The 20,997-nt window shown below is 61.8% G+C and carries 23 protein-coding genes and 1 tRNA gene; 20 read left to right on the forward strand and 4 right to left on the reverse strand.

From position 1 onward, the window contains the following. Positions 1–10 precede the first annotated feature (10 nt). From ABDW57_RS01900 to ABDW57_RS01985, 18 genes are all read left to right on the forward strand, one after another. Positions 11–1,201, forward strand: a complete 1,191-nt coding sequence (locus ABDW57_RS01900; protein WP_343728516.1) for a phage major capsid protein — start codon at positions 11–13, stop codon at positions 1,199–1,201. Positions 1,202–1,246: 45 nt separating this feature from the next. Beyond that, positions 1,247–1,591, forward strand: a complete 345-nt coding sequence (locus tag ABDW57_RS01905; RefSeq protein WP_343728517.1) for a hypothetical protein — start codon at positions 1,247–1,249, stop codon at positions 1,589–1,591. 2 nt (positions 1,592–1,593) lie between these two features. Next, on the forward strand, positions 1,594–1,881 hold the full coding sequence (locus ABDW57_RS01910) for a head-tail connector protein (protein WP_343728518.1): 288 nt from the start codon (positions 1,594–1,596) through the stop codon (positions 1,879–1,881). Next, positions 1,881–2,198, forward strand: coding sequence for a phage head closure protein (locus ABDW57_RS01915; RefSeq protein ID WP_343728519.1), 318 nt, complete (start codon positions 1,881–1,883; stop codon positions 2,196–2,198). Before ABDW57_RS01910 ends, ABDW57_RS01915 begins: the two co-directional genes overlap by 1 nt. Next, positions 2,195–2,659, forward strand: coding sequence for a hypothetical protein (locus tag ABDW57_RS01920; RefSeq protein ID WP_343728520.1), 465 nt, complete (start codon positions 2,195–2,197; stop codon positions 2,657–2,659). Before ABDW57_RS01915 ends, ABDW57_RS01920 begins: the two co-directional genes overlap by 4 nt. Beyond that, complete coding sequence (locus tag ABDW57_RS01925; protein ID WP_343728521.1) at positions 2,656–3,015, forward strand: DUF3168 domain-containing protein; 360 nt, start codon at positions 2,656–2,658, stop codon at positions 3,013–3,015. The genes ABDW57_RS01920 and ABDW57_RS01925 overlap by 4 nt, the downstream gene beginning before the upstream one ends. Positions 3,016–3,139: 124 nt before the next feature. Beyond that, complete coding sequence (locus tag ABDW57_RS01930) at positions 3,140–3,784, forward strand: phage tail protein (protein WP_343728522.1); 645 nt, start codon at positions 3,140–3,142, stop codon at positions 3,782–3,784. An 87-nt stretch (positions 3,785–3,871) separates the two neighbouring features. Further along, positions 3,872–4,327, forward strand: coding sequence for a phage tail assembly chaperone (locus ABDW57_RS01935; RefSeq protein ID WP_343728523.1), 456 nt, complete (start codon positions 3,872–3,874; stop codon positions 4,325–4,327). A 17-nt stretch (positions 4,328–4,344) separates the two neighbouring features. Beyond that, on the forward strand, positions 4,345–4,641 hold the full coding sequence (locus tag ABDW57_RS01940; protein ID WP_343728524.1) for a DUF1799 domain-containing protein: 297 nt from the start codon (positions 4,345–4,347) through the stop codon (positions 4,639–4,641). Then, a complete protein-coding gene (locus tag ABDW57_RS01945) occupies positions 4,641–9,791 on the forward strand; it encodes a phage tail length tape measure family protein (RefSeq protein WP_343728525.1) in 5,151 nt (1,716 codons plus the stop codon). The genes ABDW57_RS01940 and ABDW57_RS01945 overlap by 1 nt, the downstream gene beginning before the upstream one ends. Continuing rightward, positions 9,791–10,711: a hypothetical protein gene (locus ABDW57_RS01950; protein ID WP_343728526.1), complete on the forward strand. Its 921-nt coding sequence runs from the start codon at positions 9,791–9,793 to the stop codon at positions 10,709–10,711. Before ABDW57_RS01945 ends, ABDW57_RS01950 begins: the two co-directional genes overlap by 1 nt. Position 10,712: 1 nt before the next feature. Continuing rightward, a complete protein-coding gene (locus ABDW57_RS01955) occupies positions 10,713–12,947 on the forward strand; it encodes a hypothetical protein (RefSeq protein WP_343728527.1) in 2,235 nt (744 codons plus the stop codon). Continuing rightward, positions 12,944–13,201, forward strand: coding sequence for a hypothetical protein (locus tag ABDW57_RS01960; protein ID WP_343728528.1), 258 nt, complete (start codon positions 12,944–12,946; stop codon positions 13,199–13,201). Before ABDW57_RS01955 ends, ABDW57_RS01960 begins: the two co-directional genes overlap by 4 nt. Positions 13,202–13,215: 14 nt before the next feature. Next, on the forward strand, positions 13,216–13,650 hold the full coding sequence (locus tag ABDW57_RS01965; protein WP_343728529.1) for a hypothetical protein: 435 nt from the start codon (positions 13,216–13,218) through the stop codon (positions 13,648–13,650). Next, positions 13,647–14,084: a D-Ala-D-Ala carboxypeptidase family metallohydrolase gene (locus tag ABDW57_RS01970; protein WP_343728530.1), complete on the forward strand. Its 438-nt coding sequence runs from the start codon at positions 13,647–13,649 to the stop codon at positions 14,082–14,084. Before ABDW57_RS01965 ends, ABDW57_RS01970 begins: the two co-directional genes overlap by 4 nt. Beyond that, positions 14,081–14,488 (forward strand): hypothetical protein, encoded by a 408-nt coding sequence (locus tag ABDW57_RS01975; RefSeq protein ID WP_343728531.1) that lies wholly within the window; start codon positions 14,081–14,083, stop codon positions 14,486–14,488. The genes ABDW57_RS01970 and ABDW57_RS01975 overlap by 4 nt, the downstream gene beginning before the upstream one ends. Then, positions 14,485–14,745 (forward strand): hypothetical protein, encoded by a 261-nt coding sequence (locus ABDW57_RS01980; protein ID WP_343728532.1) that lies wholly within the window; start codon positions 14,485–14,487, stop codon positions 14,743–14,745. Before ABDW57_RS01975 ends, ABDW57_RS01980 begins: the two co-directional genes overlap by 4 nt. Positions 14,746–14,778: 33 nt before the next feature. Further along, positions 14,779–15,063, forward strand: coding sequence for a hypothetical protein (locus ABDW57_RS01985; RefSeq protein ID WP_343728533.1), 285 nt, complete (start codon positions 14,779–14,781; stop codon positions 15,061–15,063). A gap of 22 nt (positions 15,064–15,085) precedes the next feature. On the opposite strand, the gene tmk is transcribed toward ABDW57_RS01985, so the two are convergent. Together tmk and ABDW57_RS01995 are read right to left on the reverse strand one after the other, a co-directional pair. Next, positions 15,086–15,814, reverse strand: a complete 729-nt coding sequence (gene tmk, locus ABDW57_RS01990; protein ID WP_343728534.1) for a dTMP kinase — start codon at positions 15,812–15,814, stop codon at positions 15,086–15,088. A gap of 346 nt (positions 15,815–16,160) precedes the next feature. Beyond that, positions 16,161–16,245: transfer RNA gene (locus tag ABDW57_RS01995), tRNA-Leu, on the reverse strand. Between the two features lie 158 nt (positions 16,246–16,403). Between ABDW57_RS01995 and ABDW57_RS02000 the strand changes: the two genes are divergently transcribed. Beyond that, positions 16,404–18,365 (forward strand): APC family permease, encoded by a 1,962-nt coding sequence (locus tag ABDW57_RS02000; RefSeq protein WP_343728535.1) that lies wholly within the window; start codon positions 16,404–16,406, stop codon positions 18,363–18,365. A gap of 64 nt (positions 18,366–18,429) precedes the next feature. Further along, positions 18,430–18,576, forward strand: a complete 147-nt coding sequence (locus ABDW57_RS02005; protein WP_343728536.1) for a hypothetical protein — start codon at positions 18,430–18,432, stop codon at positions 18,574–18,576. Between the two features lie 52 nt (positions 18,577–18,628). Here ABDW57_RS02005 and ABDW57_RS02010 read toward each other — a convergent pair whose 3' ends face one another. Next, entirely contained in the window at positions 18,629–18,772 is a 144-nt protein-coding gene (locus tag ABDW57_RS02010; protein ID WP_343728537.1) for a hypothetical protein, read from the reverse strand. Between the two features lie 2 nt (positions 18,773–18,774). Then, the gene (locus ABDW57_RS02015) at positions 18,775–20,670 is read right to left on the reverse strand and encodes an AAA family ATPase (protein ID WP_343728538.1); all 1,896 of its coding nucleotides are present in this window, start codon (positions 20,668–20,670) and stop codon (positions 18,775–18,777) included. Between the last annotated feature and the right edge of the window lie 327 nt (positions 20,671–20,997).

Raw genomic sequence — 20,997 nt, forward strand, 5'->3', positions numbered from 1 at the left:
AAGATCGAATATGAATATTCAGGCACTGCGCGAGAAGATCCAGAACCTCGCTACCCAAGCTAACAACCTGATCGCGAACAAGGGCGACTCGACCTGGACCAAGGAAGAGCAGAGCCAGTTCGACGGCTGGGCCGACGAGATCGCCCAGCTGAAAAACCAGATCGCGGCAGTCGAGAAAATGCGCTCGCTGGAAGCTGAAAATTTCTTCGCTGACAAGCCGAAAAAACAGGGCGCCGAAGAAGTCGAAATCACCGACTTGGTCGCGGTGGCACTGTACCTGCGTAACGGCACCAACGTCACCGCCGAGCAGGCGGCCGCCATCCGCAATGCCATGTCCACCACCACGCCATCCGAGGGCGGCTACACCGTCCCGGCCGAGATTGCGGCGATGGTGATCGACAAACTGAAGGCTTACGGCGGCATGCGCGCGGTCGCGGAAATCATTCCGACCGAGTCCGGCGGCGCCCTGAACTTCCCAACCAGCGACGGCACCGGCGAGGAGGGCGAGATCGTCGGTGAAAACGCCGCGACCACCGGGCAGGACATCACCTTCGGCACCGCGCCGCTGGCGACCTACAAATACAGCTCCAAGAAGATCGCACTGCCGGTCGAGCTGATCATGGACAGCGCCATCGACGTGATCGCCTTCGTGCTGAACCGTCTGGTGACCCGTATCGCGCGCATCCAGAATCGTCACTTCACCACTGGCACCGGCACCGGCCAGCCGTTCGGCATCGTCACCCAGGCCGGCACCGGCAAGATCGGCGCCACCGGCCAGACGCTGTCGGTCCTGTACGACGACCTGGTCGACCTGAAGCACTCGGTCAACCGCGCCTACCGCGCCAACGCCCGCTTCATGATGAACGACATGAGCGTCGCCGTGGTCTCGAAGCTGAAAGACACCACCGGCCGCCCGATCTGGGTGCCGAGCGTGACGTCGGATGTGCCGGACACGCTGCTGGGCTTCAAGGTCGAAATCAACGACGACGTGGCGGTCATGGCCGCCAGTGCCAAGTCCATCGTGTTCGGTGACCTGTCGAAGTATGCCATCCGCGATGTGAAAAACAGCGCTAGCCTGCGCCGTTTCGACGACTCGGCCTTCGCGCTGAACGGTCAGGTTGGCTTCTGCGGCTGGCAGCGTTCCGGTGGCAATCTGCTGGACCCTGCGGCAGTGAAGGTCTACCAGAACTCGGCAACTTAAACCACCAACAGCTACGGCCCATCGCGGGCCGTGGCGCAGGAGATCATGATGGCAAAGAAAGAAGCGAATCCGGAAGCCGCCAAACCGTCCGATGGCGCTCCAGTGGAACAAGATAACGATGCATCGCAGGACCTACCTGCATCGGCTGATGCGAGCACCGAGCCTGATGGCAGTGCCGGCGAAGTCGAAAAAGCCGAGGACGAACCGGTGGCAGCGGCAGCTTCCGTGGCGCCAGCTGTCGCAAGGAAAGTAAAAGCGCTGGTGCTGCGTAGCTGTGGCTTTGGCGAGCCTGGCGACGTGATCACGCTGGACGCGGCAGAAGCCAAGACTGGCTCTGACCAGGGCGCGCTGGATCTGGCCGACTCGGCCGTCGCGGCGGCAGAGGCCTGACCATGCCTATCCTGACGCTCGAAGAGGCCAAGGCGGATCTGCGAGTGGACAGCGATGATGCTGACGAAACCATCCAGGCCTTGCTGGATGCGGCCATTCAGTCTGCATCTGACCGTATCAACCGCCCCATCCCTTGGCAGGATGAGGATGGGGCGGATGTCGAGGTGCCAGCGTCTGTGAACGCTGCAATCCGGCTGGAGCTGCGCGCCCTCTACGACAATCCGGACAGCGTCCATGGCCGCGCCTTCGAAAGCCTGCTGGCGCCCTACATCGTGGATCGGGGGATCTGATGCGCTCCGAGTCGCTGCGGGACCGCATCGCCATCCAGCGCCGGGCCGTCGGTCAGGATGAGATCGGCCAGCCTGTTGAGGCGTGGGAGGAGGTGACCAAGGTCTGGGCCAATATCCGACATCCAAGCGGCATCGAGGCGGCACGGGCCGGCGCCAGCACCTCGCTGGTGCGCGCCAGCATCCGCATTCGTTACCGCGCCGACTGCTCGGCAGGTATGCGCGTTGTGCACAAAACCATGGTCTACGATATCCAGGCTGTGTTGCCGGACGAGGTGCGCAAGGATTACGTTGATCTGGTCTGTCAGGTGGCCCAATGAGCTTTTCCGTGGATATGTCGCAGTTGACGGGCCTTGGCGAGCAGCTGCGCCAGTTCGGTGCCGAGGTGCATGAACACGTGGCGCTGGACGGCGCCGCAGCGATGGCCAATGTGGTGTATTCACGCGCGCGGCTCCTGGCGCCGGTGTCCGAGCACGCCCACATCTTCTATGGGCGCAACTCGAAGCGCACGGGCGTCACCTACACATTCCAGCCCGGCAACCTGCAGCGGGCGATTTATCGTGCGTTCTCTCCGGAGAAATCGGGCGCGACGCGCAAGGAATACCGGATCAGCTGGAACCATTACAAGGCGCCGTACGGCCACATGGTGGAATTCGGCACTTCCACCGCTGCCGCACACCCGTTTCTGGGGCCGTCGCTATCGTCGCTCCCGGAGGCCTTCGCCGCGGCTAAAGTTGAAATGGGGGCCAGCCTTTTGGCGTTGCAAAGGAGCCGGGGATGAGCATGGAGTCGCTGCTGTTCAATCAGCTCAGCCCTCTGGTCGGTGGGCGCGTGTATCCCGGAGAGGCGCCGGAAGGCGTGATGACTCCGTACATCGTCTACCAGCACAGCGGCGGCCAGCCGGTGAACTTCTACGGCGGGGAGCAGCCCAGCAAGCGCAACGCCCGGATGCAAGTATCGGTATGGTCGAGCACGTTGGCCCAGGCACTGTCGATCGCACAGGAGGCGGAGACGGCATTGCGCGCTTGCGCGCCGCTGAACGTCACCGTACTGACGCAGTTTTTCACCAACAAGGACGACGCGACGAAGCGGCATGGAACTTACCAGTTCTTCAGCTGTTGGTCCGATATCTCGTAATGCATCAGAAGTAACGAATCAAGGCCCGCCACCGTGCGGGCCTTTTTGCTTTCCGGCCCCTGGTGGGCCACCAACCAAGCCGCCCAGTGCGGCTTTTTTTATTGCCCATCGAAAGGAAAATGATATGGCAGTTTCGCTTCCCAATGGCATTCTGTGGGCCGTTGCTACGGCCTATGCCGCCGCCCTGAACGTCACCGCAGCAAGCAACGCATCGGAGTGCGCGCTGACGGTGGCCAACGGCCTCGCCGCCGGCGACATCGTCGAATACACCAGCGGCTGGTCGCGTGCGAATGCGCGCTTGTTCCGTGTCAAGTCGCCTACCGCTGGCGGCCTGGTGCTGGAAGGCTTCGACACCAGCAATACCACCCAGTTCCCAGCTGGCAATGGTGTCGGCTCCATTCGCAAGATCAACACCTGGACGCAAATCCAGCAGGTGATGGACGCAACCAGCTCCGGCGGCGATCCGCAGTACCAGACGTTCTCCTTCCTGGAGGACGACTACGACCGCCAGATCCCGACCACCACCAGCGCTCAGTCACTCGCGATCACCATCGCGGATGACCCGACGCTGGCGGGCTACCAGGCACTGAAGACCGTCGCCCAGGCGCGCGTGGCCACCGGCCTGCGCGCATCGCTGCCGCAAGGCGGCTTCATCTACTACAACGGCATCTTCGCCTTCGACGAGACCCCGACCATGTCGAAGGGCAACGTCATGCAGGTGAAGAGCGGCTGCGCCCTGCAAGGCCGCCCGGTGCGTTACGCCAGCTAACCCCTTGTCGTCATGGGCCACCCTGGTGGCTTTTCGCAGCCGGCACCTCGCCGGCTGCTTTTTTACCCACAATAGCGAGAAAACATCATGACCATCAAACTCGGCAAAAACCCGAAGGATTTCAAAAAGACCCTCACTGTCGTCAGTATCGACGGCGTCAGCGACACGCTGAGCATCACCTACATCTATCGCGATCCGGTGCAGATGGCCGAGCTGCTGGATAAGCGCGCCGCAGCAGCAGCGGCGGAGGCCGAAGCGAGCGCCAAGGCAGCCCTTGAAGCGGAAGCAGCCGAAGCCGCAGCTACGGAGCAGGGCCGCGATGCTGCAGCGGCGCCGGTCAAGATCCCCAGCATCAAGGAAGGCTACTTGGCACAGGCACACGCGGCAGCCAATGAAGTTCTGGAAATCGCCACTGGCTGGGATGTCGATGACGCCTTCACCGCCGAAAACCTGCTGGTGCTGGAAAAAGAATTCCCGGGCGCGCTGGTGGCAATCCAAGCGCGCTACCAGCAGGCCGTGACCGAGGTCCGCGTAAAAAACTAGAGGCCGTCGCGGCCGACATGTACACCCCTGCCGCCTCGCCAGCCGAGCTTGCGGCGTGGGGGCTTCTCCCATCCGACATTCCAGACGTCGAAGTCTTCGAGGACAACTTCGAGGCCTTCGACCTGTTCTGCTACATGGGCACCCAATGGATGGTGGGCATGGGCGGCGCGACGGGCCTCAGGTATGAGGTTGCTCATCACAAGCTGGATCGAGCAAACCTTTCGAACGATGAATACGAAGCTCGTATGACCGACCTGCGAATTATGGAGCAGGCGGCCTTGAAGGCAATGCGCGACCAGCGCAAGGAGACGTAATGAATGATCAGATCGGCGCAGCGTCAATCGCCTTGGCGATCGATTCCAGTGGCGTAGACGCTGGTCTTGAGCGCGCCGAGGCGCGGGTGCAGCGCACCGGGCGCACTCTGCAAACGCTGGGTCGTACCGGTGCGACCGCAATGGATGGGATTTCGTCCGCTGCCAACGAGGCCGCGACGAATCTTGACCGTGCCACGCAGCGCCAGGCCCGGAGCATTCAGACCCTGACGGCCGAGCTGCAATCGGGTGGCCGGGCCACGCGCGAGTTCCAAGAAGCGATGGCGCGTAATCGTGGCGGCGAAGCCGCTGTGGCCGCCCTGCGTCCGTACCTGGACGAACTGGACCGCGTCAGGGAGGCGCAGAACGCGGCCGCGCAGGCGTCCTTGCGCAACGGCGCCGCGTTTCAGAACAACGCCCAGTCCGCAGCACAGTTGACCGCAAGCCTCCGGCAGGTGCCAGCGCAGCTTACCGACATCGTCACCTCGCTGCAGGCCGGTCAGCAACCTTTGAGCGTGCTGCTGCAGCAGGGCGGCCAGTTGCGTGACATGTTCGGTTCCGTTGGCGGGGCCGCGCGCGGTCTTGGCGGCTATATCGTCAGCCTGGTCACGCCAGTGACAGCACTGGCCGCCGGCACTGCCATCCTCGCGTTGGCCTATAACCAGGGCAGCAAGGAGTCGGACGCATTCCGAAAATCCATCATCCTGACTGGCAATGCTGCCGGCGTCACCACCAGCCAGTTGGCGGCAGCGGCCAAGCAGGCTTCGGCCGTGAGCGGCACTGTTGGCGAGAATGCCTCCGCGATTGTACAGCTGGTGAGCACGGGCAAGGTCGGCGCCGACCAGCTGGCACGTTTCTCCGCGACCGCGATCCAGTCTCAAAAGCTGTTGGGCATCTCGATCGAGGATACCGTCAAGGCATACGCCGACCTGGGCAAAGACCCGCTGCAGGCGACGCTCAAGCTGAACGAGCAGTACAACTACCTGACGCTGGCCACTTACAAGCAAATCAAGGCGCTGGAGGAGCAAGGTCGCACTGCGGACGCTGCTAAGGTGGCGCAGACTGCGTATTACGACGCCCAGGAATCGAATAACAAGAAGGCCGCTGCTGGCCTCGGCACGTTGGAAAAGGCGTGGAATGCGACCGGTAACGCAGCAAAAAAGGCATGGGATGCCATGCTTAACGTCGGTCGTGAAACTACTATTGAGGAGAAAATCAAACAGGCTGAGCAGGCCTTGAGGGATGCCAAGTTCAAGCAGCTCGGGTTTATCGGAACATCTTCAGAAAAGCAGGCCGCTGTGGATGAAGCGCAGCGTCAACTGGATCGCCTGCGGAACCAGAAAAAGGTTGGTGAGCTAGCGGCGCAGTACGCGGCAGAGGATAAGAAGAGCCGCGACGCCGCGCTTGAATTCGATCGGCAAGAAGAGCAGTACCTTAGCCGTATTGAGAAATTGCGCCGCGAGATTGGAAACGCGGTCCGTCTTGGAAATCAATCCGCTCAGCGCGGCGAAGATCCGGCGGCCGTCGAGCAGCGAATTCAAACTCGCATCAGGGAGATCCGCCAGGCTAATGCGGACTTTTTCAACCAGTCTATCGAGGCACAGATCGCGGCTATTAAACGGCTGGGAGATGCACAGGAAGAGCAGGCTCGCCGGGCCTTTGTTCCGCTCCAAGCGAATCAAGATGCTGGCCTCAATAAGGCTCTGGATCAGCAGGTTCGATTCGTTGAGGCCAAGTCGGCTGCGGACGAAAAACAGCTCCAGCTACAGAAAGCGTATCTGCAGCAGCAGCTTACCCTTACGGCCCAAGAGGCGGTTTCGATCGATGGGCAGTTTGAGCGTGAGCAGAAGCTGGCCGACCTCAGAGCCGCCATCGCCCTGAAGGACCAGCAAATCCTGACGCGGCGAAAGCAAAGTGCCGCTGAGCTGTTTGTTCTGGATGTCACCAACACCCGCCAGGCTATCGAGGCATATAACAGCCTGTTCGATAGCCGCCAGGCGGATCTGGAGGCGCTGCGTAGCCAGATCAAAGTTCAGCAAGACGAGAACGAGGCAATAGGTCTCAATGCCGAGCAGCTCAACATTCTAAAAGTCCGGCGCGCAGAAGAGGCAGCAGCAGCGCTCGATTCGAAGGCCGCCATCCTCGAAACGATTGTAGGGCGCGAGGAGGAAGCTGAAGTTCTGCGCCGGACCGCCCAGGCCATGCGAGACCTGGCTTCCGAGCAAGCCCTTGGCGACAACAAGCGGCAGTTCTATTCTCAGTATGACGATCTCTTCAATTCGATCAACCAAGCGGCCAAATCGACCTTCACGAGCATGGAAGGTGGTTTTACGTCCGTGTTCAAAAAGGCCGACGATGCGCTGAAATCCGGTGTGCTGGCGACTCTTTACGACCTGACTGCACAGCCACTGCTGATCAACATCAAGGCAAAGTTGACCGGGCAACAAATGACGCCGCAGCAGTTGGCCGTGCAGCAGTTCTACGACGCCACAGGCTATAAATCCTCTGGGGCTGGACCGATCAGCGATGTCAGCAATGCACTCGGCATCTACAGGCTCACGAGCAGCGCCGGCTCGGCTGTAGCCGCGGCTGGCAACCTGTTCGGCTCTTCGGCTGTTGCTGCGTTTGGCCAGGGGCTGGCCGGCGGCAGCGCTGTCGCGGACGCTGCTGCCGCCTATGCTGCGGCTGGCGAAGGAACGATTGCCAGCGCCTTGACGGCCGGCTCGACCATCGGCTCCATCGTCTCGACCGCATTGCCATACGTGGCCGCTGCCGTGGTCGCCTACAAGGCATGGGGCGCCCTGTTCGACGACGGCCCCGAGAGCGACACGCGCCTCACCTTCGCCAGCAACAATGCCGCCGGGAACATTTCTATCAACGAACGCGGCAACGAGGGGAAGAGCGATGCCTATATCGCTGGCGCGGCGACCAAGTCGTCGTTCGGCACGTTCGGTGTATCGAGCACCTTCTGGGCGCCGGCGGAATCGAAGACCGTGCAGGATTTCGTCAAGACGGTGGGCCTGGCCGATGACGCGCTGGCGAAATACCTGACCGCGACCGAAAAAGCCACAGTCACCAGCTTCCTGACCGGGAAGACCAGCACCGCCCACGTCGGCGCCGAGGGGCAGATCAACTCGGAGAATGCCGGCGCCGCTCTCGCGCAGGTATTCAATGAGCGGATCAAGAATATCCTGGAAGGGGTGGAGCCTGGCTTGGCCAAGCTGGCCGAGGGTTTCCAGGGTACGTCCGCGCAGCTGGCCACCGAGGCCGAAAACCTGTTGGCATTCCGTGCCGCCTTGCGCGATTCCGGCGATACCGTTTTCGGCGTGAAGGTCACGCTCCAGGACATCGCGGCCCTGAAACAACCAACGGAAGCGGCGTCGGTGGCGCTCAAGCGCGTTACCGCCGAATTTCAGGCGACGAACTCCCTGGCCGGCGTGCTGGGCCGGAATGCCGGGGATGCGTTTGGCGCCTTGGGGCTGTCATCCGAGGAGGCGCGCCGGAACATCATCACCCTGGTGGGTGGGATCGATGAGCTGACGTCGCAGACGTCGTTCTTCGCGCAGAATTTCCTGACGGAGGCCGAGCGCCTGGCGCCGGTCACCGATGCGCTGAACAAGGCGTTCGCTTCTCTCGGCATCACCGCCATCCCGGAGACGCGCGCCCAGTTTGCTCAATTGGTCAAGAGCTTCGACCCGGCCACCGAGAGCGGTCAGAAAATGATCGCGTCGCTGCTCGATCTGGAAGAGGCATTCGCGCAGACGCACCAGGAGCTGGACACCACCACGAATACGCTCAACCAGCAGAAGCAGCAGCGCCAGCTCGAAATCCAGCTCATGGACGCACTGGGCCAGTCCGAGCAGTCGCTTGCCGCCCAGCGGGCGGATGCGCTGGCGGCGCTCACCACTGATCAGGCGAAGCTGACTCAGGCCCAGATCTACGCAGCGCAGGATGCCAAGAAAGCCCTCGATTCGCTGTTCAGCGTGGCGGGAGACGCGCTGTCGCGGTTGACGGCATCGGTCAACGCGGAAAAGCAGCGTCTGAACGATGCATACAACCAGCAGGCGAATGCGATTCGTGACGCCACCCAGGCACAGGTGGAAAGCGCCCAGGCGAGCCTGTCGGCGGCGCAGACGCAGGCATCGGCAATCGAGGCCGTGTTCAGCACTTTGAATTCCGCATTGGCCTCGACGAAGATCGAATCGGAGGCCGCCAACCGGGCGCGGCGCCAGGCTGCCCAGGCGGCGCTCGGGGCGGCGCTGGCCAACCCCAAGGGTCTGGCCGACAACAAGTCGGTGGCCGAGGCTGTCGCCACGCTCACCGGTCAGTCAAATTCCCGGTTCTTCGGCACGTTTGAGGACTACGCGCGCGATCAGGCGCGTACCAACAACGTACTGGCGCAGCTGCGTGACGAGGCCGGCGGTCAGGTCGACTACGCGAAGCAGACGGTAGAGAACCTGCAGGAGGCGATAAAAGCTATCCAGAAATCCGGTGAGAAGCAGCTTGAGGCCCTGCAAAAAAATAACGAACAGCAGCTGGGCGTGCTGGATCAGCAGCTCGCATCCGAGACTGCGCAGCTCGACGCGCTGAAGGGCATCAACAATTCGGTCTTGAGCGTGAAGGATGCGATCAGTCAGTTTGCCGCAGCCATTGCGGCGATCCAGGCAGCGCCGGCGCCGACTGTGGCAAGTGTCACTCCTTCCGTGAAAACGGAATCGATCGAATCGCTGTACGAAAACCTGCTGGGCCGCCCGGGTGATGTTGTCGGCCTCAAATTCTGGAATGAGGCGATGGCGAATGGCGCGTCGTTGGACGACATTGCTGCCCAGATCAAGCTGTCTGACGAGTACAAGAAGCTGCACAGTTTCGATGTCGGTACCAATCGCGTGCCCTACAACATGTTGGCCAACATCCATGAGGACGAGCGAATTATCCCGGCGGCCGACAACCGGCAGTTGATGGCGTTGATGGCGCGCGCGACCGATCCAGCACAAAACGGCGCCGTGCTTTCGAATGAGGTGGCCCGCCTGCGCGGTGTGGTCGAGTCCCAGCAGCAGCTGCTGGAGGCGATCGCGGCCAACACCGGGATCTCGGCGGGTGCGCTGAGTGCGGCGCAGGGCGGCCGGCCGCTAAATGTGAAGGTGAAAGACTGATGGCTGCCTACCTGAGTGTTTTGATACCGACCCAGATCACCGAGCCGATGCTCACCGATACGACGGTGCCTGAGACGGACTACGGTCTATGGGATGTTGGGACGACATATCCGCTTGGCGGGCGGTGCATGAAGGAACACCGGATCTACGAAAGCCAAATCGCCGGCAATGTGGGGAAAGATCCGGCCGACCTGAATAACCAGTTCGGCACCGTCGTCTACTGGCTCGACATCGGCCCGACAAACCGCTGGGCACTTTTTGACAACGACACCAGCACGCAGACCAGCGCCGTGGGCAGCATGACCTATGTGCTCTCCGCCAAGACCTTCAACACCATCTATCTCGGCGGCCTGCAGGCGCAGCATGTCGACATCGTGGTCAAGAACGAGCCGGGCGGTGATGTTGTGTTCACCTATTCCGGCACGCTCCAGGCGAATCGCCCGTCGGACTACTACGCCTACTGCTTCTCGGGCTTCTCGTTCCTGAAGAGCAAGATCGTCAGCGGCATCCCGCCCTACGCGACCATGGAACTCACGATCACGCTCAGCAATGGCGCCAGCGGCACGGTGCTGTGCGGCGTGCTTGCCGTGGGCCTGATTCAAAAGCTCGGCCGCACGCAGCAGGGTGCCAAGGCCAAGCCGAAGAACTTCGGCTATGTCGATATCGACAAGTACGGCAAGGCCACCATCGTGAAGGGCAAGAAGGCGACGGACATGTCCGCCAGCGCCAAGATCGATTCCAGCGAGGCGCGTGAGGTGCAGGAGGCGCTGCAAAACGCCCTCCAGACCGCGTGCATGGTTTCTTGCAGCGACAGCGCCGGCTACTCGGGGCTGAATACATTCGGCTTGGTCAGCGGCGAGGTGACCTACAAGACCGACGAAACATCCGAAATTTCTATTGACGTGGAAGGACTCTCTTAATATGCCTATCTTACCTGTCCCGCATATCGGCCTTGCGCCTGACCCGGCGCCACAGCGAGGCGATCCGGACACATTCGACGACCGTGTTGATGAGCTGGTTGAGTGGTGGGAGACCTCGCCCGAGCAGCTCAACACCCTGGTGGACGGCGTCACCAACAACGCGAACGAGGCCTACGGTGCTGCGCAAGACGCTGCCGAATGGGCCGCGCTGGCGCAATCGGCAGCCACCGGGTCAGTCGCCGCCGTGGACCTTGTCGCCACCAGTACCAGCTCGGTGGTGATCGGCACCGGCATCAAGAATCTTGTGATTGAGCCGGGCAAGCAGTTCAAGCCCAATATGCCGATCCGGCTTGGTGTTACCGCCAGCGTGGGCAGCTATATGGACGGCTACGTGCGCACCTACGACCCGGCCACCGGTGCGCTATCGATGCAGTCCCTGCAGCGGTCGGGCACCGGCACCTTCACGGCCTGGACGCTGACCATCACCGGCCCGATGAATCTGGCCTCCTTCTTCGGCGGCGGTGGTACCATGATCTGGAACGATCTAGCGTCCGATGGCGCCGTGGACGACAATCCAGAGAAACTGCACGTGGCCTCGGTGCTGTCCGGTGGCGCACTGGTCATGCCATTCCCCGGCGGAATGATTGACGGCTACTATGCCTATGAGTTCTACAACCGCCCGCGTACGGTTGCAGAAGGCGGCGTCAGCAGTGACCTCACCATCAAGGACTACACCGGCGCGCCACTGGCCTTTCTCCCACCAGGCCGGGCCACACCCGCCCACGTCATCGGCGGCCTCGCCAGTCCGATTTTTCCCGAGGCATCCCAGGTGGGCAAGCCCTTGCGCTTCGCCGCCACCGCGAGCGCGCGGATCTCCGGATCGGCGGGTGCGTTTGTCCGGGTTGTCACGCTAGATGCCACCCGCACGATGTTCATCGTCCACGGTACCAGCATGCACGCGGTGGTGTACGACGCCTCGACCAACACATGGGGATCGCTGACGCTGATTCGCTCGGCGTGGGGCGGCACGGGCGCCATCGACAATGTCATGGCGCTGATGATCGCGACCGACACGGTACTGGTGGCATCGTGCCCAGAGAACTCGACCGCGCTGCAGATGGTGGTGCTGTCGATCAGCGGCACGGCGATCACCCCTGGCACCGCGCAGACCAGCGCCGCTGGCGCGGCTTCGGCGCGACTGCTAGACCTGATCGCAGCCGGCTCCAGTTATGTCCTCATCTATGTCGATGCGAGCAACAATCCCCGCATGCAAGCTCGCACCGTTTCCGGCACCACAGTGTCGGCGCCCGGTACCGAAGTGACCGGTACCGGAGGCACCGCCGCGCCAGCCGTCATCCCGGGTGGCTCGACTACCTTTGCAGTGATGACATCGACGACGTCGCTGATGACGGTCAGACCATACACCGTCACTGGCACCGCGATCGCGGCCGGCACTGCGGCGACCCTTACGGTTACCTCAATCAGCGGCATCACGCTGCGGTATAACGGTATCCGCTGGACCGTTACCCACATCGGTGCGAGTGGTATCGCGCGCGCTGCTGCAATCTCCTTCAGTGGCGCGGCGGTGGCGGTCAGTGCTGTCACGTCAGTGGCGTCGGCCGTGACCACGGTAACGGCCATCCAGGCACAGCAGATGGAGTACAACACGCAGATCGCCGTGACCGGGACAGACGCCAGCGGCGGCTTCGTCACCGAGTTCAGCAGCCTGCGAGATCCCGGGTCCGGCAGCCTGAGCTTGATCGGCTCCCTGATTGCCCGCTATTCGATGGCCGCCCAGACCGTGGCGCCGGCTGGCACCGACTGGGATGGGCTTGCATCGTCGGCAGTCGCATCGTGGACGATCTCCACCGCGAAGGGCAACGAGGTCCACAATTTCCAGAGCACTACCGTGACCTTCACCGCGGTGCGGTCGTATCGCATCGGCCCCGCGAACGTGGCCACCGGATTACCGCCGCCAAGCCTCTATCCGAAGCAGGTACTGCACAACTCCGTGGTCAGCAAACCGCTCAGCCTGGCATTTTCGACGCTGGGTGATGGCACGAAGCCTGCGCTGTACTCCGGCAGCGGCACCGACCTGTCCACTATGCGCACGTCGCCGCAGCTGATCAACGATCCCGTCAATGGCGCAAAAGGCACCGACCAAGGCTCGTTGTGGCTGGCGTATTCGATGGGGACGGACGCCAACCTGATTCTTGAACAAGTGAGGGTCGTATGATTGTTTATACCGAACTGGCCGGCCTGCTCGGGCCTTTCGACCGTGTCGAGGTGCTTGCAGACCGGCTGCTGTGCGACGGGGCCGAGGTGCCATTCTCTGTCATTGGCGCCTTTGAGCAGCTTGAGGTGGAGCTGCCCTTTGGGTTCAACCCGGAACAGTACGAGTGGAAGGAGGGCGCGCTCGCTCCCAAGGTGCTTACCGATCCCAGCCAACCGAGCCTGCTTGCCAGGCTCTTTTCTTTTTCTAAATCGTAATCATGAAAGCGACCATGCCTGCTATCGAAACCACCTCCGCCGCCGGCGGCGCCCTGATCAAAATATTTGGCATCCCGGTCCTGGCCGGCGCGGCCGCCACCGCGCTGGTTTTCCTCTTCATGTGGCCGCGTACGCTGCGCGAGGCGTTCGTGCGCCTGGCGTGCACCATGGCCACGTCCAGCATCTTCGGCCCGATTGCTGTCATGGCCCTGCACAGCTGGTGGCCATCGCTATTCGATTCTTCCAAGGCGGTGGCGGCGATGTACGGCGCCGATCCCGCGCTGGGTATGCTGTTCGTCGCCGGACCTGTCATGGTGCTGGCCGGCCTGCCGGCATGGTGGCTGATCGGCGGCCTGGTGCGCTGGCTAGATAAGCGCCGCGACAAGGACCTGGGCGAGATCGTGCACGACGCGGCTGAGGTGGTGAAGGATGCGCGAGGTGCCCTATGAGCCTGACCGAACACTTCACCCTGGAAGAGCTGGTGGCTTCGCAGATCGCGGCGCGCCGCCGCATCGACAACCGCCCCAGCGCGGGCATCATCGACAACCTGCGCCGAGTGGCCGGCGTGCTGGAACAGGTCCGCGCCGCGGTCGGCCGGCCGGTCACCATCTCCAGCGGCTACCGCTGCCCGGCGCTGAATACCGCTGTCGGCGGCGCGCGTGACAGCGCCCACCTGCAGGGCCTGGCCGCCGATATCAACGTGTCCGGCATGGCGCCGAAGGATCTGGCACGCGCCATCGTCGCAGCCGGCATCGAGTTCGACCAACTGATCTACGAGGGCACGTGGGTGCACATAGGGCTGTCGGCCAGCAAGCCGCGCGGCCAGGTGCTGACCGCGACGTTCGCGCCGGGCGGCGTTGTTTATTCGACGGGGATCACGTGAGCGCCTTGGGTGACCTGGCGGTCGGCGTGGGCGGTGCACTGGCCGGCCAGCTGTGGAAGGTGAGCACGCTGGTGCTGGCGGCCGTTCTGCTGGCGGGTGGCGGCGCGGGCGGCGCGCTGTGGTGGTCGGCGGCGACGGCACGCGACCAGGCGCTGGCCGATCTGAAGAAAGAGCAGGGGGTCAATGCTCAGCTGCGCGCCGGCGTGGATGCCCAGAACACCGCGATCCTGACTCAGGCGCAGCTCGCGCGCGAGGCCGAAGCGCGTGGGCTGGCAGCCCAACAGGCAGCGGCTGCGAACGGCCGCCGCTACGACCAGGCGCTGCAGCAGATCGCCGGCGCGCGCGCCACCAGCTGTGCCGATGCCATGCCCTACGTGAACCAGCTTTTGGAGAAAGTGCGATGATGCGCGCGGTCGCGATACTGGGTGGCGTCTCGCTGCTGGCCAGCTGCGCTAGCGCGCCGGTGCCGACTACGCAAACCGTTCAGGTGCCGGTGCCGGTGCCGTGCGTGAACAACGCGCCGGGGCGCCCGACCTTCGAGTTCGATAAATTGCCTGCCACGGCCAGTGATGGGGATAAAATTCTTGCCCTGGTGCGCGACTGGGCGCGGTACCGAAAATACACAGGGGAACTGGAGGCGATTGTCGCCGGCTGTAAATAGCAATATACTGAGTTTTTATACAGTATTTTCGCCATGTCACAGCACCTTTTTCGAGATCCGCTCACCGCTGAGCAACTGCGTGAAATTGGTCAGCGACGTGACCCGGCTGACATCATTTCTCTGCTTTGGGAGATCAAGCGCCTCAGGGCAACTGTGCTGAGAGCCGACCAAGTCATGCGCTCAGTGCGGGGAGGTGATTTCATTACGGATGTGTTCCGCAAGGAGCTGGCAGAAGAGCCGGCGGTGCAGGAGTTTAATCGGCTGCGCCTCGGGGCGGATCTTGCAGATCGCCCCGAGGGTACTCGCCTGCGCAAGTGACGGCCGGACTAGACCAGGCGTTTCACGCTGAAACTTGCTCTGCCGCTAGTTTTTTGGAAATGCTCCACCAATCGCACGACTCCGTGATACGTGGCATGCAATACATCGGATCATCGCAGCCGTAAGACTTGCCACAGCGCTTTGCTTTAATCGGGCCAGCCATCAGAGCAGTGATCATGGTTTGGTAGAGCAACGGTGGCGACATGGTCGCATCGACTCTTTGCAGTACCGAGTCTGCTGCGGCAATCGCCCGGAAAATTTCGCCGGCTTTGGCCAAGTCCTCCTGGCGTTCAAACAAATTTGGTTTCCCGTCCCTTGCCGTGACCCGACTCACGGCTAAGTCTGCAGCAAGGTCAAGCCAGAATGCCGCATCTGGCTCAACTATGTCGGCTCGGATGCGGCCTACGATGGATTCATAACTCTCTACCAAGATGCCTTGATAGGCGATGGTCGAGTAAAAGTAACGGTCTAGGATGACAATGTGACCAGCTTCCAGAGCCGGAATGATTTTCTTCTTGAGATGATCCTGGCGGTCAAGGATGAATAACTCAAGTTCCTCGTCGCGCGGGAGGCGGCCCACAAGGGCGGAATCGCGGAGCTTTTGACCCCACTCACCGTCGGTCGGTTCTTTTGATACGACCACGGTCTCACCCGCACTCTCCAGTGCTGCTTTCAGCAGATTGACTTGCGTGGTTTTCCCCGCACCGTCGATGCCATCAATTGCTATTAATATGCCAGGGTAAGTGTTCATTAGACGAGTATAACATCAAGCCGGGAGCGTCAATCCTGAAAATACGAGGGCGTGACGCTAAATAGCGAAGATAGGAAGTCTGGCCGTTTTTGCTGACTTTCGCCATTGCTCATCTTCCAAAATTTGGAACTCCATATTCCAAAAAATCAAAGGGCTACAAGCGCGAACTTGTAACCCTTTGATTTTACTGCGAATTCTTGGGGTGGCTGATGGGGCTCGAACCCACGACAACAGGAATCACAATCCTGTGCTCGCCAAACCATTTTGCGGAACTGTTCTATTTTTGCGGAACTTTTAAGTGACCGTATTGACTGCTTAAAATCCTTGAAACCCGCATGGATACTGCTGGTGCCCCGGGCCGGAATCGAACCGGCACGCCTTGCGGCGGCGGATTTTGAGTCCGCTGCGTCTACCAATTCCACCACCGAGGCAGGTGTATTTGCAATGCGACCCGCATTATCACCGATTTGCTATCCGGCCGCAACCCTGATTCCAATTTTTACAAAAAGACAAGTATTTCTGCCCGCGCGAAGCAGGTATCATCACGCTTACAGCCAGATTTTGCCGGCCCGCACCGGCGCAGAGACGCATGAAAAATAATAAGATTCGTGAAATTATCCTGGGGAAACCGCTCGATCCGATGAAGAGCGAGACGCGCCATTCGATGGCGCTGGTGGCTTTCCTGGCCTGGGTCGGCCTCGGTGCCGACGGCCTCTCGTCTTCCGCCTACGGTCCGGAAGAAACCTTCCGCGCGCTCGGCGGCCATACCCATCTCGGCCTGTACATGGCGATTGCCACCGCGGTGACGGTGTTCATTATCGCGCTGGCTTATAACCAGGTGATCGAGCTGTTCCCGACCGGCGGCGGCGGCTACCGCGTGGCGACCAAGCTGGTGGGGCCGTACATGGGCCTGATCTCGGGCTGCGCGCTGATTCTCGATTATGTGCTGACCATCGCCATTTCCATCGCTTCCGGCGTGGATGCGCTGGCGTCGTTCCTGCCGCTCGGCTTCCAGCCCTACAAGCTTTGGGCCGAGGTGTTTTTCATCGGGCTGCTGATCGTGATGAATCTGCGCGGCCTGAAGGAGGCGATCCAGATTCTGCTGCCGATCTTCCTCGGCTTTGTGGTCACGCATTTGGTATTAATCGTTTATGGCATTTTCGCGCACGCTTCGCATCTGCCGGAACTGATCCCGACCACGCTGTCGGAGACCACCGACCTGGCCAGCCATATCGGCTGGGCCGGCGTGGCGGGCATGCTGTTGTTGGCGTATTCGCAGGGCGGCGGGACGTACACCGGCCTGGAGGCGGTGTCCAACAACGTCAACCTGCTGGCCGAGCCGCGCGTGCGCACCGGCAAGATGACGATGTTGTACATGGCCTTGTCGCTGGCGTTCACGGCCGGCGGCATCATTCTGCTTTATCTGTTGTGGGATGCGCAGCCGGTGCCGGGCCAGACCCTGAACGCATCGACGTTCAAGAGCATCATCGCCAGCATGGGCCTGGGCGGCGAGGTGGTGAACCAGATGCTGTTGGTGGTGGTGTTGGCGTTCGAAGCCGGCCTGCTGTTTGTGGCGGCCAATACCGGTTTCCTGGGCGGTCCGTCGGTGTTGTCGAATATGGCGTCCGATTCGTGGGTGCCGCACAAGTTCCGCTACCTGTCGACGCGGCTGGTGACGCAAAACGGCATCCTGGTGATGGGTATCGCCGCGCTGGCCATCCTGTGGTGGACCGGCGGCAGCGTGACGTTGCTGGTGGTGCTGTACTCGATTTCGGTGTTCCTGACGTTTGCGATTTCGCTGTTCGGGCTGGTGTTGTACTGGTCGCGCAATCGCAAACAGGGCTCGCGCTGGAAGCGGCGCTGGGTGTTGTCGGCGCTGGGCTTTGTGATTTGCGCCGGCATTCTGGTGGTGCTGCTGATCGAGAAGTTTGCCGAGGGCGGCTGGGCGACGGCGGCCATCATCGCGGCGATGGCGGCGTTCTGTTTCTACATCCGCAAGCATTACCGCGAGACCAAGCAGGCGATTCATTCGGTGGACGAGGTGTTTGCGTCCCAGCCGTTCGGCCCGAATCAGGAGCCGATCGAGCCGAATGTGGATGACCAGACGGCGGTGTTCATCGTTGGCACGTCGCGCGGCGGCGGTTTGCATGCCTTGCTGTGGGTGCAGCGCATGTTCCCCGGCCATTTCAAGAATTTCCTGTTCGTGAATGCGCGCACGGTGGATGCGCATGCCTACGGCGGCGAGGGCGCGCTGGAGCAGATGCGCAACGAAGCGGCCGAGACGCTGGAGTTCTTTGTCGACTTCTGTCATAGCCACGGCATGGCGGCGTCGTCGTATCTGGGCTTCGGCACGGATGCGGTGGAGGAGGTGACGCGGCTGTGCGAAGAAATCAGCAGCGAGTTCCCGCATTCGATTTTCTTCACCAGCAAATTGATCTTCGCTTCCGACAACTGGTTCACGCGCCTGCTGCACAACCAGGCCGCGCTGGCCGCCCAACGGCGTCTGCACCTGGAGGGGTTGCAGATGGTGATCTTGCCGATGAAAGTATGAGGTAAGTCAATCGTGATGCGGCAGCGCGGGGCGGATAATTGATCCTCGACGCATGGAGGTTGCCATGGAACTGATTGAGCGAGTGGACGCGCTGGAGCGGCAACTTGATGATCTGACAGCGCGTGGCGCATGCACGCGTTATCCGTTATTCGATATGTATGACGAGTCCTTTGACGCGTGCTCATCCTCGAAAAACGCGTATGGTTTTTGAGGTGGCAGATTCAGGTGCACAGCTGACGGCCCGCGCGATTTGTGGCCGCACCTTATTCCTCCGCTTGCGGGCGCGGCGGGCGTTTGGCCAGCAGGTAGCTTTGCAGCAGGCGCGTGGCGCGCTGGCGGGTGCGGTTGATGATGTCGCGGGCGCTGCGTTTTGCGCTCAGTACCGGTGCTTGCTTGGGATCGCTCATGGTCATGCCTCCTTGGCTTGTTGCTGCTGTTCCAGCAGCGCGAAAATCGCGTCTTTCGACAGTACGTATTGGTCCATCAGCACGCCTTTGAGTTCGGCAATCTGGTCGCGGTAGTCGGCGATGGCGTTCAGGGTGTAGCTGTAGAGTTCGTCGGCTTTGGCTTCGACCTGGCCGAGGCCGGCCTCCTTGTCCTTGAACTGGCTGTGGTCGATCTTGGAGCGCGAGTACATCGACAGCTTGTTGACCATCAGGTCCAGCATGGAGGTGGCTTTTTCAATGTCGTTCTGGCTGCCCACCGAGATGCCGCGCGCGCCGTAGAACAGTTCTTCCGCCGCTACGCCGCCGTACAGCTGGATGACGTCGCGTTCCAGTTCTTCCAGCGTGCGCAAAGCCACGTCATCCGAGGCCGACAGCACATAGCCCAGCGCGCCCAGCTTGGATACCGACTCGGTCGAGATCTTCAGCAGCGGCGAGCGCTCCTTCACTTCGGCCAGCGACAGGCCTTCGCGCAGCCACGGGTCGATCTGCATGAAGAAGTGGCCCAGCTCGTGCAGGGCAACCCGTTCGCGCTGGCGGGTTTTCTCGGCGGTGGTGGCGCGGTCGGTCAGGCCGATGGTGGCGCGCTCGAAGGCGCGGAACATCAGTTCGGTGTTGATGACCTTGTTTTCCTGGATGGCCAGCATGCTGGCGCGCTCGACCACGGTCTGCAATACGGCCGGGCTGAGGTTGGCGGTGATTTCCGCCACGTGGTCCAGCTGCAGGTCGTCCCAGTCGACGCAGCCGTCGGCCTTGCGCGCCAAAAAGGAGCGCAGCAGTTCACGGCGCTCGGTCTTGTTCGGCAGGCGGAAGTTGATCTTGACCGAGAAGCGGCGCAGCATGGCTTCGTCCATGCGCGTGGAGCTGTCGTCGAAGTTGGAGGCCACCACCCAGATCACGCCTTCGCCCTTGTCGCTGCGCACGCCGTCAAGCAGGCTCAGCAGGGTATTGGCGGTGTCGTCTTCCCATTTCTTTTCGCCGCGGCCGCGCGGCATGAACAGGCTTTGCGCTTCGTCGAGGAAGATGATGCAGTTGCCGCGCGCGCAAGCCTTGCGGTGCAGCGCATGCAGCGCTTTCGAGCCGCCGCCGATGTAGCCGGACTCCAGCGCCGAGCCGGAGGCCGAGATCAGCGGAATGTTCAGGCGCTTGGCCAGGTAGCCGGCCAGCTTGGTCTTGCCGGTGCCGGCCGGGCCGGTCAGCATGACGTTGAACGGTTTGTCGATATCGTGTTCCTTGTACAAGGCGCGGTTGCGGATCATGTCTTCCAGATGCAGCACTTCCTGCTTGATGTCTTCCATGCCGATCAGGTCGTCCATGCTGCCGTTCAGCTGGTCCGGCGTCAGCACGCTGGCGTTCACGCCCATGCCCGGCAGGCCATTCCGCAGCAGGAACAGCGCCAGCACCACCAGCAGGATGTCGAGCACGTGGCGCGACAGGAAGGCGCCGACCTTGGCCAGCTTGCTGACGTCGTCGTCCTGCATCACGGCCTTGTGCGAGGCCAGATAGTCTTCACGGGCGATGGCGTAAGGAATGTTATTGCGCAGCAGGACTTCACGCTCCAGGCTGAGGTGGGTGTTGCCGGGCACCTTGACCACGTACAGCTTGACGTCGTTCTTCAGCTTGAAGATGTAGCGCGGCGCGTCCGACTGCGGCGCCGCCACCAGCAGATATTCCAGTTGGGCGCGCTTGGCCGGCAGCGCCGTGATCTGGGCGATGTCCTGGGTGTGCAGCACCGGCGCGCTGTCCTGCGGCACGTCGGCGCGCAGGCCCAGCACGATGACCAGGGTGACCGTCAACGCCAGCAGGGCGCCACGGACGTAGTTGTTACGCAGAGCAGATTGAAGTTTGTGCAAGGTAAACATTGGGTGCCATCCAGAGGCATGCTGCCAGGGCTGGGCGCGGGGGTGAGGCGCAGCAGCCGGGGCCGCCATGACCGGCAACGCAGGGTGGGGCGTGGCCAGAGTGGAAATAAAATGCTGCCGTACGGCAATGCATTCAATGCGCAACTATAGCGCCGGCGGCGGCTTTTGTATCACGTCGCCCTCACAAAAAGCCGCAGCGCGCAACACCTGCCGCTTTTCGACCGTTTATCCGGCTTTTTTGCAGTTGGTCCGCGCGCTTTTACCGCTCGTCGCATCCGCAGGATCTTTGACGGCGGCTTTGTTAATCTGTACCTGTCTACCGCTGAA

This window comes from Duganella sp. (genome assembly GCF_039595735.1).
Taxonomy (GTDB): domain Bacteria; phylum Pseudomonadota; class Gammaproteobacteria; order Burkholderiales; family Burkholderiaceae_D; genus Rugamonas.